This is a genomic window from Fictibacillus halophilus (assembly GCF_042680145.1).
Lineage (GTDB): Bacteria > Bacillota > Bacilli > Bacillales > Fictibacillaceae > Fictibacillus > Fictibacillus halophilus_A.
Map to the genome: position 1 here is coordinate 466,979 of NZ_JBHTNQ010000001.1, position 12,618 is coordinate 479,596.

General features: G+C 39.7%; 14 protein-coding genes. 12 read left to right on the forward strand and 2 right to left on the reverse strand.

Features of this window, described 5'->3' with window-relative positions; translation table 11 throughout:
- The first annotated feature begins 77 nt into the window (after positions 1-77).
- The 10 genes from ACFQ4X_RS02385 to ACFQ4X_RS02430 all read left to right on the forward strand — a co-directional run bounded on the left by ACFQ4X_RS02385 (position 78) and on the right by ACFQ4X_RS02430 (position 9,616).
- Positions 78-1,682: an ATP-binding protein gene (locus ACFQ4X_RS02385; protein WP_379832966.1), complete on the forward strand. Its 1,605-nt coding sequence runs from the start codon at positions 78-80 to the stop codon at positions 1,680-1,682.
- Positions 1,670-2,353 carry a response regulator gene (locus ACFQ4X_RS02390; RefSeq protein ID WP_379832967.1) on the forward strand — a complete coding sequence of 228 codons (684 nt, stop codon included), beginning with the start codon at positions 1,670-1,672 and terminating at the stop codon, positions 2,351-2,353. Before ACFQ4X_RS02385 ends, ACFQ4X_RS02390 begins: the two co-directional genes overlap by 13 nt.
- A 75-nt stretch (positions 2,354-2,428) precedes the next feature.
- The gene (locus ACFQ4X_RS02395; protein ID WP_379832968.1) at positions 2,429-2,965 is read left to right on the forward strand and encodes a GNAT family N-acetyltransferase; all 537 of its coding nucleotides are present in this window, start codon (positions 2,429-2,431) and stop codon (positions 2,963-2,965) included.
- A gap of 190 nt (positions 2,966-3,155) precedes the next feature.
- On the forward strand, positions 3,156-4,427 hold the full coding sequence (dctP, locus tag ACFQ4X_RS02400; protein WP_379832969.1) for a C4-dicarboxylate transporter DctP: 1,272 nt from the start codon (positions 3,156-3,158) through the stop codon (positions 4,425-4,427).
- An 84-nt stretch (positions 4,428-4,511) separates the two neighbouring features.
- Positions 4,512-5,576 carry an NAD(P)H-dependent flavin oxidoreductase gene (locus ACFQ4X_RS02405; protein ID WP_379832970.1) on the forward strand — a complete coding sequence of 355 codons (1,065 nt, stop codon included), beginning with the start codon at positions 4,512-4,514 and terminating at the stop codon, positions 5,574-5,576.
- A 113-nt stretch (positions 5,577-5,689) separates the two neighbouring features.
- Positions 5,690-5,947: a hypothetical protein gene (locus tag ACFQ4X_RS02410; RefSeq protein WP_379832971.1), complete on the forward strand. Its 258-nt coding sequence runs from the start codon at positions 5,690-5,692 to the stop codon at positions 5,945-5,947.
- A 136-nt stretch (positions 5,948-6,083) separates the two neighbouring features.
- The gene (locus ACFQ4X_RS02415) at positions 6,084-6,422 is read left to right on the forward strand and encodes an RNA polymerase sigma factor (RefSeq protein WP_379832972.1); all 339 of its coding nucleotides are present in this window, start codon (positions 6,084-6,086) and stop codon (positions 6,420-6,422) included.
- A 249-nt stretch (positions 6,423-6,671) separates the two neighbouring features.
- Complete coding sequence (locus ACFQ4X_RS02420; RefSeq protein WP_379832973.1) at positions 6,672-7,925, forward strand: L-lactate MFS transporter; 1,254 nt, start codon at positions 6,672-6,674, stop codon at positions 7,923-7,925.
- Between the two features lie 329 nt (positions 7,926-8,254).
- Positions 8,255-8,707: a GNAT family N-acetyltransferase gene (locus tag ACFQ4X_RS02425; protein ID WP_379832974.1), complete on the forward strand. Its 453-nt coding sequence runs from the start codon at positions 8,255-8,257 to the stop codon at positions 8,705-8,707.
- A 246-nt stretch (positions 8,708-8,953) separates the two neighbouring features.
- Positions 8,954-9,616: a YrrS family protein gene (locus ACFQ4X_RS02430; RefSeq protein ID WP_379832975.1), complete on the forward strand. Its 663-nt coding sequence runs from the start codon at positions 8,954-8,956 to the stop codon at positions 9,614-9,616.
- An 87-nt stretch (positions 9,617-9,703) separates the two neighbouring features.
- On the opposite strand, the gene ACFQ4X_RS02435 is transcribed toward ACFQ4X_RS02430, so the two are convergent.
- Positions 9,704-10,465 (reverse strand): class I SAM-dependent methyltransferase, encoded by a 762-nt coding sequence (locus ACFQ4X_RS02435; protein WP_379832976.1) that lies wholly within the window; start codon positions 10,463-10,465, stop codon positions 9,704-9,706.
- A 226-nt stretch (positions 10,466-10,691) separates the two neighbouring features.
- Between ACFQ4X_RS02435 and ACFQ4X_RS02440 the strand changes: the two genes are divergently transcribed.
- Complete coding sequence (locus tag ACFQ4X_RS02440) at positions 10,692-11,282, forward strand: SurA N-terminal domain-containing protein (RefSeq protein WP_379832977.1); 591 nt, start codon at positions 10,692-10,694, stop codon at positions 11,280-11,282.
- 31 nt (positions 11,283-11,313) lie between these two features.
- Positions 11,314-12,018, forward strand: coding sequence for a polysaccharide deacetylase family protein (locus ACFQ4X_RS02445; RefSeq protein ID WP_379832978.1), 705 nt, complete (start codon positions 11,314-11,316; stop codon positions 12,016-12,018).
- Positions 12,019-12,070: 52 nt separating this feature from the next.
- On the opposite strand, the gene ACFQ4X_RS02450 is transcribed toward ACFQ4X_RS02445, so the two are convergent.
- The gene (locus tag ACFQ4X_RS02450; protein WP_379832979.1) at positions 12,071-12,523 is read right to left on the reverse strand and encodes a universal stress protein; all 453 of its coding nucleotides are present in this window, start codon (positions 12,521-12,523) and stop codon (positions 12,071-12,073) included.
- Positions 12,524-12,618: the final 95 nt, after the last annotated feature.

Sequence of the window (12,618 nt, forward strand, 5' to 3'; positions counted from 1 at the left end):
CGTCATTTTTTAAATAGTCTAACATATGCGAACCGTAATGATACAATAGGGACAAGATTAAGGGAGGAAGCTTGGCTATGAAGATGAAACGACTGCCGATTCGGACAAAAATCATGATACTAACTTTTGGCATCATACTTTATGCCATTCTTATTGGCGGAGTCGTTATTATCGGCAAGATCCTTGACATTCAGGAAGAGGAGCTTGGCAAACGCGCGATGATTACTTCGCGGACCGTTGCACAGCTTCCCGAGGTAAAGACACATATCCAAGAAAATGATGGTTGGGAGACAATAGAACCAGTCGTTGAGAAAATACGAGTGATTAATGAAGCAGATTACGTTGTTGTCATGAATATGGAGGGTGTACGATATTCCCATCCCGTAAAAGGTATGCTAGGCACTAAATCGGAAGGCAAAGACGAGAGTGCTGCTTTTGCAGATCATACATTTATCTCTAAGGCAAAAGGGGAAATGGGAACAGCCGTAAGAGCTTTCGTTCCGATCAAAAATGAAAACCTCGAGCAGATCGGAGTTGTGGTGGTTGGTCACGTTATACCTGGATTTAATGAAGTATTTTATGATTTGAAAGATGAGATGACGCTAATTCTTTTAGTTGTGCTATCTTTTGGAATCATTGGTTCTTGGCTTCTTGCACGGCATCTGAAGCAGCAAATGTTTTATCTGGAACCGCATGAAATCGTCCGCATGCTGGAAGAAAGGACGGCTACCTTCCATTCGATGCATGAAGGGGTTATTGCGATCGATAATCAGGAGCATATTTCTATTTTTAATGAAAAAGCAAAACGTATTTTTAAGGTTTCTGGGGATGTAATCGGTAAACCGATCCGAGAAGTCATTCCGGATACACGGTTGCCGGAGATCATTGAGCTGAGCAGACCTGTCTATAACCAGGAGATTCGGGTAAGCGGTAAAGTTATCATGAGTAACCGTGTTCCGATCAAAGTCAACGACCAGATAGTCGGTGCCGTAGCCATTTTCCAAGATCGTACGGAAGTCGCCAAAATGGCAGAAGAACTAACAGGTGTAAAAGCGTTTGTTGAGGCACTAAGGGTTCAGAATCATGAACATATGAACAAGCTGCACACCATTGCAGGACTGCTTCAACTCGGAAAAATAAAAAAAGCGATGGAGTATGTTTTTCAAGTATCTGAAGAAAAAGGAACGCTTACTAGATTTTTAAATCAGCGTATAAAAAATGAGAGTTTAGCAGGACTTTTGTTAAGCAAAGTCGGTCGTGGAAAAGAACTGGGCATAAAGGTTGTCATCGACAAGGAGAGCCGTCTTGAAGTGTTTCCGGAACATCTCGATCAACACGATCTTGTCATGATATTAGGTAATTTAATCGAGAATGCTTTCGATTCTTTATCAGGAATCTCAAATGGACGAATTGATGTAAGTATTGCGCAAGATTCTGAGGTCTGTGCCATTTTGGTAGAAGATAATGGTTCTGGGATGACAGAAGATATTCAAGAGCACATATTCGAAAGAGGATACACGACAAAAGGGGACAACGGTTCAGGAATCGGACTCTTTTTAATAAAACAGATCGTGGAAAAAGGAAAGGGTGAAATCGAGGTGACTTCCAAAGTGAATCAAGGGACCAGCTTCGTTATTGCGTTTCCGATGGGAGACAGGGGTGAAGATGTATGTGTGAATTAAAAGTATTACTTATAGAAGACGATCCTATGGTCCAGGAGATCAACAAGGCATTTATCGAAAAAGTAAAAGGATTCAAAGTGATTTCGTGCGCTTCCAACGGGACGGAAGGCATGGAACAAGTAAGAAAATTAAAGCCTGATCTTGTTGTTCTCGATATTTACATGCCTGGACTGGATGGTGTAAAAACCCTCCAGCAGATTAGAAATGAAAAGATTCAAGTCGATGTCATCGTTATTACCGCGGCAAACGATCTGGACACAATAAGATCTATGCTGCAAAACGGAGCGTTTGATTATATCATTAAGCCGTTTAATTTTGAGCGGATAAAAAAAGCGCTTGATAAATACAAAGACTTTCATTCTGCTATTTCTCCCTCTGGATCAGTTACCCAGAAAGATCTAGATAACCTTTTCTTTTCGGAAAAGAGGGACGCTCCAAATACTGCTGATCTTCCAAAGGGACTCAATGAACTTACATTAAAACAAATTGAAGGTTTTCTAAATACACAAACAGAATCCAAATCTGCTGAGGAAGTGGCAGAAGGAGTGGGCATTGCGCGTGTTACAGCCCGCAGATACCTTGACTATCTCGTGAAAAACGGCAGCATCCAGATGGACATTCAATATGGCACAATCGGCCGCCCGGTTAATCGTTATTTATTAAAAAAATAGGATTCATTTTACTAGTTAAATGAATGAAAAAAGGATATTATTTACTATTGTGTGAAATACATGATAGGGGGTTAGATGATGTCTGAAAAAAATGAGCAGATAGTTGTAGTTCGAGAGGTCCGTATTGGAGATGCTGAAGATGTTTTAACCATTCAGCGTGAGGTCGTTGGAGAAAGAGATTATTTTATTGCTGTTTCAGAAGAGTTTAATAAAACAACTGAAGAGCATCAAGAATGGATTCAGAAGATTATTGAGCACGAAAGAGAAACCATGTTCGTAGCAGAACTGGATGGGAAAGTAGCAGGTTGGATCGTCTTCAAATCACAAGAGCGAAAGAGAATGCATCACACAGGTTCGTTTGCTGTCATGATTAAAAAAGATTACCGAAATAAAGGAATAGGTAAACTCTTAATCAACGAATTACTCCATTGGGCACAACAGCATCCTATTATTGAAAAAGTTTCATTAGGTACATTCTCGACGAACACAAGAGCAATTGAACTATATAAAAAGCTTGGCTTTGTAGAAGAAGGGCGTAAAATCAATGAATTTAAATTCAGTGAAAATGAATACGTCGATGATGTACTAATGTACAAGTTGGTTAAGGGATAATCTGAGACCAAAAAGACCAAAACGTCCAATAAGTTCATAATATTCTAACAAAATATTGAAAGCGTTATCATTACATTACAAATGTTGATAGCGCTTTTTTATTTTGAATTGTGTATGAATTGACTGGGGTCTGTCCCGGGACAGACCCCAGTCAATTTCAGTCACTTATCACGAAAGGAGAAGAACAAACATGAAGAGGATATTTAAGAACTTAACGTTTCAAGTGTTAACTGCGATTGCAGTTGGTGTGCTTGTTGGATTGATTTGGCCAGAAGTCGGAAAGCAGATGAAACCTGTTGGTGATACCTTTATCAACGCCGTAAAAATGGTCATTGCACCAATCATCTTCTTAACAATTGTACTTGGAATTGCAAAGATGGGTGACATGAAGAAAGTAGGGAAAGTCGGAGGAAAAGCTTTTATCTACTTTGAAGTTGTAACAACACTTGCTCTAGTGATTGGTTTGATCGTGGTTAATGTGTTAAAGCCAGGTGCTGGACTTGATTTTGATAAACTTGAAAAAGGAGATGTTTCCGAGTATACGTCCGAAGGCGGCGGGAAGATCGACTGGATTGAGTTTGTTACACATATCGTTCCCAGCAACATGGTTGACGCTTTTGCAAAAGGTGATATCCTTCAAGTGCTGTTCTTTTCCATCCTTTTTGGTGTCGGACTTACAGCACTCGGAAACAGCGGGAAAATTATTATTGAGTTCTTTGAAAAACTACTCAACGTCTTTTTCAAAATCGTCGGCTATATCATGAAGGCTGCGCCTCTTGGTGCTTTCGGTGCGATGGCTTTTACAATCGGGAACTACGGACTAGAATCGCTCGTTCCACTTGGAAAACTTATGATAGCCGTTTATACGACGATGTTCTGTTTTGTATTTATCGTATTGAATCTAATCTGTAAGATGTATGGCTTCAGTCTGTGGAAGTACTTAAAGTTTATTAAAGACGAACTACTGATTGTTCTCGGAACAAGCTCTTCAGAATCCGTCCTTCCAAGAATGATGAACAAGATGGAAAAGTTCGGCTGCTCGAAGTCAGTAGTTGGTCTTGTTATTCCTACAGGATATTCTTTCAACCTGGATGGAACATCGATCTATCTCTCAATGGCAGTTGTTTTCTTGGCGCAGGTGTTCGGAATCGATCTGAGTTTGACTCAGCAGCTTACGATCATTGCGGTATTGATGCTCACATCAAAAGGTGCGGCAGCTGTTACAGGCGGGGGATTCATCGTACTTGCATCAACTTTGACTGCTATGCAGGTTATTCCGGTTGAAGGTCTTGCGTTGTTATTAGGGGTTGACCGTTTCATGAGTGAAGCACGTGCAATTGTTAACTTGATCGGAAACGGAATCGCAACAATCGTAGTTTCCAAGAGTGAGAATGAATTTGATGAAGGCAAGAGTGAGGAAGCGATTCAGGAAATGTATGAAAACAGGAAAATTGCGGTGTAATACAAATAGAGCTTTGGTCAAAACAGACTAAAGCTCTTTCTTTTTGATATGATTTAGAAAAAGCATGTGGAGGGAGAGCAAGATATGATCTGTAAAAGACTAAACATCAAACACCCCATTATCCAGGCAGGAATGGCAGGCGGTCCGACAACTCCGGAGCTAGTAGCCGCAGTGAGCAATGCAGGTGCTCTTGGAACATTAGGAGCGGGGTATATGTCACCAGAGGATATACGAAATGTACTCTCGCAAATTATGAAGCTAACGAAAGAACCTTTTGCCGTGAATCTCTTTCTTCCACAAGTCTATGAAAAAAACGAACAACAGATATTGGACATGCAGAAATATTTGAACTCGTACCGGAAACAGCTTGGCATCCCGGAAGTCAGTTCTGTACCGGATATGAGGGATGTCTTTGAACAGCAGCTTAATGTGGTGATAGAAGCGGGAGTAAAGATTGTAAGCTTTACTTTCAACAAACCTTCTGTAAGTTTAATAGAAAAATTGCATGATAGCGGAATTACGGTGATCGCCACAGCAACAACTGTAAAAGAAGCGAAAGAACTAGAATCAAACGGTGTTGATATGATTGTCGCACAAGGGAGTGAGGCGGGCGGCCATAGAGGAACTTTCTTGGATGTTGAAGACGAGGCGTTGATCGGCACGATGGCATTGGTTCCACAAATTGTTGATGCTGTTCAATGTCCTGTAATCGCATCCGGAGGGATTATGGACGGCAGAGGGATGGCTGCGGCCTTTTCGCTCGGAGCATCAGCGGTACAGCTAGGAACAGCATTTTTAACCGTTCATGAAAGTGGTGCAAGTGAAATTCACCAGTCCGCCATCCTAACAAGCAAGGATACAGATACAAAAATAACTCAGGCGTTTTCTGGAAAAAGTGCACGAGGGTTTAAGAATGAGATGATGTTGAGCTTAGAGAGGGAAACCGGTTTGCCTCCCTATCCAATTCAACACGTATTAACATCAGACATTCGAAAAGAAGCAGCAAGGCAAGGAAACAAAGAGATGATCTCTATGTGGGCAGGGCAAGCATCCGCATTAAGCAAAAAACAATCTGCTAAGGATTTAATCGAATGCCTGGTACAAGAATGCAGAACAACGATTTCAAAGATCTCAACTAAATGGAACTAAGGCAGCATCACATCATCGTGATGCTGTTTTTTATTGCGCTGCTGTTCTTTTATTTAAACCATAAAAATATATTGTGAATAAGCAGTACAATACGCTGAACGGGGGGGACAGTCATGGATTTTACGAGTTTAGCAGCAGACTTTTCACCGTATGTTGGTCTAGCTGTGATTTTATATGCGATTCGTCAAACGGAACGAGTGTCAAATAAGTATATCCCTATTGTAGCTATCGTGTTAGGAGTTCTATATTCTTTTTGGGAATCAGGAGGAGCAAGTCCTGGTGCCACTTTGGAAGGTTTAAAGTATGCATTGCTTGGAATTGGTACAGTCGCTGGTGTTAAGTATTCTATAGAAAACAAAGGCAAGAAATAAGAATCGAAGCAGTGCTGTGTAAAAAGCAGTACTGTTTTTTTGTTAAACGCTTAATATGTACATTGATTATACAAAGGTTTAACAATGTGGTTACGGGGTAATGTAAAAATAAATCTGTGAAAAGGGTGATGCTGTTATGAAGCTGAAAAAGAATGTAGAAATTGAGCTTCTTGAAAGATTAATGTTTAAAGATCCTGAAGCTCTTAAAAAATTAGTGAATTCATACAGCACACTTCTGTTTCAAATTGCCGTTCGAATAACCGGTGATCGAAAAGCTTCTGAAAAAATACTATGTGATGTGTTCCGTGAACTTTGGGACAAGCCAGACGATTATACACAATCTAGAGAAACCTTTCTTTCAAGTTACTTAATTAAACGCTGTAAAATAAAATGTGTGCAAATAGAAGAAACACATATTAAATCTCTTTTGTCAAAAAAATCAAAAAATTATATTGCGACTTGCCGTTCTATCTGATAACATTAAAAGCGCTTACAACTATTGCAAACTCGAAAATGGAAAATTTGCATGATCTGCTCGTTTTCTATTTTATAAAATAATGATGAATGATCTCTCTGCACGAGTATGTAGAGATGTTAGGCAACATTCTTAAAAGACTTATCTTCGTATAAGTTCTTTTGGATGTTGCCTTTTTATTTTGCTGCAATAGGCGTAACCAGAAATAATGCTTAACTAAATTAACTTTTATAGGGGGGATTTTTAACAATGAAAAAGACAAAAAACCGTTGGCTTATTGCATTGTCAGCTGTAGGTATTCATATTTCAATTGGATCTGTATATGCGTGGAGTAACTTCACCAATCCACTAATTGATAAGTTTGGCTGGTCAGCTTCACAAGTACAGATGACGTTCAGTATCGCTATTCTTTTCTTAGGATTATCAGCTGCATTTCTAGGGCATTTTGTTGAGAAGCATGGTCCGAAAAAAGCAGGTATGCTGGCTGCGATTTTCTTTGGGATCGGTATTGCCGGATCTGGGCTAGCCGTTAATATTGGCTCTTTGCCGCTGCTCTATATCTTTTACGGGGTGCTGGGCGGTATAGGATTAGGAGTAGGATACATCGCACCTGTATCAACACTTATTAAGTGGTTCCCTGATCGTCGAGGTCTTGCGACTGGACTTGCAATCATGGGCTTCGGTTTTGCCGCTGCGATTAGTTCACCAATTATGGATGCACTGATAAAGTCCGTTGGAGTAGCTAACACGTTTTTTATTTTAGGAATCGCTTATTTTGCAATTATGACATTGTCTTCTCTTTATTTAGAAAAACCAGAAGAAGGCTGGCTGCCGGAAGGGTTTAAAGAAAACGTAGAGAGCGGAAAGGTGAAGATCAAGAAAGACCTTTCGCAACTAACAGCCAACGAGGCTGTAAAAACACGCCGTTTTTATTATCTATGGATCATGCTCTTTATTAATGTAACGTGCGGAATCGCTATTCTATCCGCTGCAAAACCTCTTGCGCAAGAAAGTATCGGACTTTCTACAGCAGAGGCTGCAGCACTTGTTGGGGTGCTTGGATTGTTCAATGGATTCGGCCGTATCGGCTGGGCTTCCATTTCGGATTACATCGGGCGTCCAAACACGTACACGACATTCTTTGTTTTACAGATTGCACTCTTTTTCATGCTGCCGCAAACAACATCATCAATCCTTTTCCAAGTGATGCTTGCGGTCGTTTACACATGTTATGGTGGTGGATTCGCATCGATTCCAGCATACATCGGCGACTTGTTTGGAACAAAGCAAGTTGGTGCGATTCACGGGTACATCTTAACAGCTTGGGCAGCGGCTGGTCTTGCTGGACCACTGTTCGCAGCATGGATCAAAGACACAACAGGGTCATATGCAAACAGTTTATCATTCTTCTCAGGACTGTTCGTTGTGGCACTAATCGTATCAATCCTTGTACGCTTTGATATGAAACGATTAGCCGCAAAACAAGAGAAGTCGGTGGCATAATCAAACATAGTAGAAATGCAGTGCTTTCATTGACGGGAAGGCACTGTTTTTCTTTGTGTGATATGCCTTCTTTTTGAGAATATATGGTATTGTTAAGACGATACATAATTACAGTCAGACTGTTTTTAAAAATGTACATCGTTGAATAGTTGATTGAAGCGCAAGGTGCGAGACTCCTGCGGGATCAGCGGGACAGGTGAGACTCCTATGGGGCAAAGCGCCGTGGAGGCTCACCGCACGCCCCGCGGAAAGCGAGCATCCTGGAGTGGAAATCAACGTCTTCTAATAGCACAATGATTATGAAAAAAGCCTACAGTTAAGGGGAACTTATGAATAACAAAATTGTAGAGATCGTGGAACTAAACGCAGAAAATTGGTATGAATGCTGCACGTTAGAAGTATCTGAAGAGCAAGCAGGTCACATTGAACCTAATGCCGTTTCTATTGCACAATCTAAATTTGAACCGACATTAAAATCTTACGCTATTCATTTCGAAGGCAAAACAGTGGGCTTTCTCATGTTTAATACGATTGAAGAAGAGCTTGGCGGGTATTGGATTTATCGAATCATGATCGATAAGAACTATCAGCAAAAAGGGATAGGAAAAATCGCAACACAATTAATGATTGAAGAAATGAGTACGCTGCCCAATGTTAAAAGAATTGTAGTAGGTTATCATCCAGAGAATTTAGGAGCGCATCAGCTTTATAATAGTATGGGATTTGTTGATAACGGCGATAGGTTCGGTAAAGAGATGGCCGTTGTCTTAGATATCAAATAAAGTTTTTCGACTGCCTAATTTGGGCAGTCTTTTTTATTGTACAAGTGACTATGCAAATAAAAGAAAGAAGACATTCTATAGCAATTTCTTACAAAGTGTTTGATACCCTCATCTTTTTACTCCTTTTTCACGAATATTTGTTGAGTGATAAAAAGAGATTCTTATTTATATGGACTCCTCTGTTTGGAGTTCTTTTTGTTTTGTTTCAGTAATTGAGGGAACGGTATTTTAAGGAGTGATTTATAGATGAGAAGATATAATCAAAAAGATAAAAGCACGAAGAAAAGAAATGTTGTCCTGTTCAGTGCATTAGGTGCAGTTTTACTAGCTCTTTTGTTTTTACCGAAAGACGCACTATTAATGGGCAATGAGGAAGAAGAACCGGTTAAAAAAGAAAGTAAGGAACCAAAACATAAAGTTGTAAAGCTTCAGCCAGACAATGAAAGTGCATATGAAGATGATGAGAAAAGCTCTGAATCTTCTCAGGCAATGAAAGAAGAAGAGCAAGAACCTTCTGAAGAGATCGGTATAGATCCAGAAAAAGAAGCGGATAAGAAAGAAAAAGCTAAAAAAGCAGAAGAAGAGAAAAAGAAACAAGCTGCAGAAGCCAAAAAGAAAGAACAAGCAGCTGGACAGCCTAAGATTAACGAGCCGATCGGAACTTCCCAAACGGGAACACACACATCGAGTTATGAAGAGGGCAGCGTTGACTGGAATGAGAAACTAAAAGCTATTCGTCTCGCTACAGGACTGGATGAAACCATGACCGTTTGGAAGATCGCTAACGGCGGTGGACCGCAAAAATCAGTCGCAGAAGTAAGTCCAGACGGAAAGCCCGGTGAAAGGTATACAGTAAACCTTGAGTGGGTCGACCAAAAAGGCTGGAAAGTAACGAGCGTGGAGAAGTAAGAAGGTCTGCTTTCGTAATTGGACAGATTAATATAAATATAGCTGGCTCGGATAGGGATGGACCCATCAAAGAGCCAGCTTTTTTGATTATCTTTTCTTTGCTTTTAATAGGAAACGATGCTGTTTTATGTCAAAATAACCTCTCAATTGGATCATCTCATGAATTTTATAAAGCTGAGCTATATAGTTTTCACTTTTAAAATCAGGAACCTGCCACGGTATTGCTTTTAAATAATAGAGGAGAGCTCCAATATCATAAAAGCGCTGTACAGGAAATTCTTCTATTGCCTCTATAACTTCGAATCCATTTTCACGTAATTCTTTCTCGGCATAAGCGAGTTCCCAGTGTGAAAATTCATCATTTACAGGGGCACCAAGAGCTTTATTAATATCTACATAATCGGTTCCACCAACCTGCTGTGTTACAAAGATACCATCATCATTCAGAACTCTGCGAACTTCTTGCGGAGAATACGATTCATGCTTATTAATAATCAAATCAAATTGATTATCCTCAAATGGCAGCAAGTCATCCTCACCGATCTGATATACCTCTACACCTAAAGGTTCAAGCCGTTTTCTAGCTACTGGAACATTCGGCAGATAGCCTTCTGTTGCACAAACTTTTTCCGGAAAAGGCTGGAGCTTCGCTAATAGTTCGCCTCCGCCAGTCCCCATATCAAGCAGTGAAGTTGATTTCTGTATGAGAGGCAAAACCATACTGCCATACGACCAAGAGAGTAAACTGCAGTTCATCCGGTCGGTTTCTGTAATATAGGAAAAATCCCATCCTGAAAAAGGCTTTTCAGTATCTTTTAAGTAACTTTTAAATGATTGATCTTTTAACATTATTGCACCTCCGTATTTTTTTATGGTTTTATTAGAAGCAACCGGAGGCCCTCTGCATAAATAGCGTTTTTATATGTCGTGTTCAGATGTTTTCATTATTTACTCCTTTTACATAAATTCTATTGTTTAGTTATTCTTCTTAAAGATCTATTTTCCTTTTGAAAAGCAGGGTTTTGAATGTTTTTGTCGAAATTTTGCAGACGCCGATTTATTGAGGAGCGAGTGGATGAAGAATAGAAAGATAGTTCTATTTGGAGCAGCTGCACTTATTCTGTTCATTTTGGTTGCTAGTCGAGGTGATCAAAGTTTTGCCCAATACATACGATCATTTGGGGATACAAAAATTTCTAACAAAGAAGTTCTTCCTGATCATGAAATCAAGGAGCTCGTTTATTTTTACGAGCATGTGATGAATAAATCAAAGAAAGAAGCAACACAAACTGCTATGGATACTCTATTGAAAGATAAAGCGATTCAACAAGAGGCAAAGAAACTGCAGCTGAGTGTTTTAGATGAAGAAGTTCAAAAAACAATCAACTTTCAAATTGAGAATGCAAAAAAGATAGATTCACCAGAACTTACATCACTTCTAAAAGCTTTAGGTTTAACTATTGAGGAGTATTATCAAGATTACGCATATGAAAAGATCCGTGGAAAGTTAATAGAGAATAAGTTGTTTCATGAGGTTACAAAAGATGTCCAAGATCCTGAAGAAAAAGGAAAACTGTGGGAGAAAGAAAAGCAAAAACTAGTAAAACAATTTATGACTGTAAATTATGTTGAAATCGAACAGCTTAAGAAAAGGTATGAGTATTGATAAGATTCATGCTTAACTTAAAGGAGAAAAAATGAAAAAGAAGATAATCATTACCCTGATTGCTATCGCGGTTATATTAGGGGTTGCATACAGCTTATATAAAATCAGCGGATCAAGAGATTTTCAGTTTTACGGCGGCCTTGTTACAAAAGCGGAAACGACAGATAAGGTAGTTGCACTCACGTTTGATGATGGACCTACAGATAACACGGATGAGATTTTATTGATTCTGAAAGAAGAAGATGTTAAAGCTACATTCTTTGTTACAGGACGTGAAATTGAGGAGAACTTTGAAGAAGCGAAAAAGCTTGCAGAAGCTGGCCACGAACTAGGGAACCACTCTTATTCCCACAAAAGGATGGTCTTAAAAACTCCTTCATTTATTAAGAATGAAATCGAGAAAACAGACGAATTAATCCGAAAAGCCGGCTACAAGGGGACGATCCATTTCAGACCCCCTTACGGAAAGAAACTCATTGGACTTCCTCGATATTTAGACAACCATAACAGAAAGACGATTCTATGGAACTTGGAACCTGATTCCTACCCAGATATAGCCTTTGATTCAGAAAAAATCGTGAAGCATGTAAATGATAGAATAGAACCAGGGTCCATCATACTCCTGCACGTTATGTATGACAGCCGTGAAGAATCAATGAAATCAGTAAGAGGAATTATCAAGGACTTGAAGGCTCAAGGATATACGTTTCAAACCGTTTCAGAAATGCTGGAATAAAAAGAGGAGCGCACTTTCGCTAAAGTGGGCTCCTTTCGTATATTTGCTGGAATTATTTTGCTACAAGTACTGGCTGGTGTGCGTCGGATACAACTTTTTGACTGACGCTGCCTAGAAATAATTTTTTGAATCCGCTATGGCCTCGGTTTCCGATGACGATGAGATCGATGTTATGGGTATCCGCATACGAACAAATTGTCGCAGACGGGTCTCCATGCAGAATGGCTGTCGTTGTCTTTGTCGTGGGATCGACTCTTCTTTGCGCTTTATTCAGGATTTCTTCTCCATGACTTTGTTCGGTAATGGCGGCTTCTTTCACTTCAACAGTCGTGTTAGCCATACCTACAGGGTAAACGCCGCCATACAAGGGAAGAGTTACCTCATTCGTCACGTAAAGCAACGTTAATTCAGCACCAGTGTTTCTAGCAAGCTCAATGCCATTGTGAAGTGCAACAAAGCTTCCTTCTGAACCGTCAACTGCTATGAGAATCTTTTTATATAACATCACGTGATCTCCTTTCATGCAGATTTGGTAACTTCTATCAAAATAGTTACCTTATAAAAACATTACCCCTTGAAATTTTATGTAAACAAATTCTC

What these genes read in the sequence shown, in the direction of transcription:
- ACFQ4X_RS02405 (WP_379832970.1), top strand. Translation starts at nt 4,512, where the DNA reads ATGATCTGTAAAAGACTAAACATCAAACACCCCATTATCCAGGCAGGA.
- ACFQ4X_RS02395 (WP_379832968.1), top strand. Translation starts at nt 2,429, where the DNA reads ATGATGTCTGAAAAAAATGAGCAGATAGTTGTAGTTCGAGAGGTCCGT.
- ACFQ4X_RS02390 (WP_379832967.1), top strand. Translation starts at nt 1,670, where the DNA reads ATGTGTGAATTAAAAGTATTACTTATAGAAGACGATCCTATGGTCCAG.
- ACFQ4X_RS02425 (WP_379832974.1), top strand. Translation starts at nt 8,255, where the DNA reads ATGAATAACAAAATTGTAGAGATCGTGGAACTAAACGCAGAAAATTGG.
- ACFQ4X_RS02445 (WP_379832978.1), top strand. Translation starts at nt 11,314, where the DNA reads ATGAAAAAGAAGATAATCATTACCCTGATTGCTATCGCGGTTATATTA.
- dctP (WP_379832969.1), top strand. Translation starts at nt 3,156, where the DNA reads ATGAAGAGGATATTTAAGAACTTAACGTTTCAAGTGTTAACTGCGATT.
- ACFQ4X_RS02450 (WP_379832979.1), bottom strand. Translation starts at nt 12,523, where the DNA reads ATGTTATATAAAAAGATTCTCATAGCAGTTGACGGTTCAGAAGGAAGC.
- ACFQ4X_RS02410 (WP_379832971.1), top strand. Translation starts at nt 5,690, where the DNA reads ATGGATTTTACGAGTTTAGCAGCAGACTTTTCACCGTATGTTGGTCTA.
- ACFQ4X_RS02420 (WP_379832973.1), top strand. Translation starts at nt 6,672, where the DNA reads ATGAAAAAGACAAAAAACCGTTGGCTTATTGCATTGTCAGCTGTAGGT.
- ACFQ4X_RS02385 (WP_379832966.1), top strand. Translation starts at nt 78, where the DNA reads ATGAAGATGAAACGACTGCCGATTCGGACAAAAATCATGATACTAACT.
- ACFQ4X_RS02440 (WP_379832977.1), top strand. Translation starts at nt 10,692, where the DNA reads ATGAAGAATAGAAAGATAGTTCTATTTGGAGCAGCTGCACTTATTCTG.
- ACFQ4X_RS02430 (WP_379832975.1), top strand. Translation starts at nt 8,954, where the DNA reads ATGAGAAGATATAATCAAAAAGATAAAAGCACGAAGAAAAGAAATGTT.
- ACFQ4X_RS02435 (WP_379832976.1), bottom strand. Translation starts at nt 10,465, where the DNA reads ATGTTAAAAGATCAATCATTTAAAAGTTACTTAAAAGATACTGAAAAG.
- ACFQ4X_RS02415 (WP_379832972.1), top strand. Translation starts at nt 6,084, where the DNA reads ATGAAGCTGAAAAAGAATGTAGAAATTGAGCTTCTTGAAAGATTAATG.